The organism is Ruegeria sp. CK2 (assembly GCF_056536585.1).
The window spans coordinates 1-673 of the sequence record NZ_JBQFPW010000075.1 but is presented as its reverse complement, the minus strand read 5'-3'; the positions used below and the strand labels follow the sequence as shown (position 1 = coordinate 673).

1 protein-coding gene is annotated in these 673 nt (G+C 63.7%); it reads right to left on the bottom strand.

All coding sequences use genetic code 11. The features are described from left to right. On the bottom strand, positions 1 to 673 hold a 673-nt coding region (locus tag ACR0BU_RS24760), incomplete at both ends, for an autotransporter outer membrane beta-barrel domain-containing protein (RefSeq protein ID WP_480739593.1).

Sequence of the window (673 nt, the reverse complement as noted above, 5' to 3'; positions counted from 1 at the left end):
ACAGCGCATAGCCGGTGCCGCCGTTGCCGTCCGCCAGGGTTCCAATCCTGTCGGCGTCCAGATCGCTCGTGTAGGAGGCAAACGTGAACTGACCGTCGACATAAAACCGGCGATTGTCATACCACGTAGCAGCCAGGCCCAGACCCAGGCCCGTGGTGTCAATCGACCCGCCCCCAAACTCAGAGGTCACCGACGCACTGCCCGTGGCGTAGGAGAATTGCAACCCGCCCACAAGCAGCCCTGCCCCGCTCTCGCTCAGGACAACATCCCCGCCGATCTCTATCTCCCAGACACTGCTGTCGAGCGCGGCCCCTGTTGTGCTGTGCTCTTCAGCCAATGTGACCTGTTCTGTCCCCATCCGGAACCACAGCGGCGAGCCTGCGCTTTGAGTGGCTGGTCCCCCGTCCCAGGCCAGGCTCCGGAAGTCTTCCGAGCTACCCCGGCTGCGCAGCGACGCGGGGCCATTCAGGGCCAGCAGCGATTGGCCATAGCTGTCATAGATCGGCGCAGACGGTTGATAGACCGGCTCCCCTGCCTCTGACCGCGCGCTCAACGCCCAGCCGCGGCCTGTCTCGGCCAGTGTATAGAGGTAGGCACCTGCGATAACCGCCTGTTCCCCATCCGAAGTGACATGGTTGCCGTCCATAAGGGTGAAGGTTCCGTCAGACTGCCC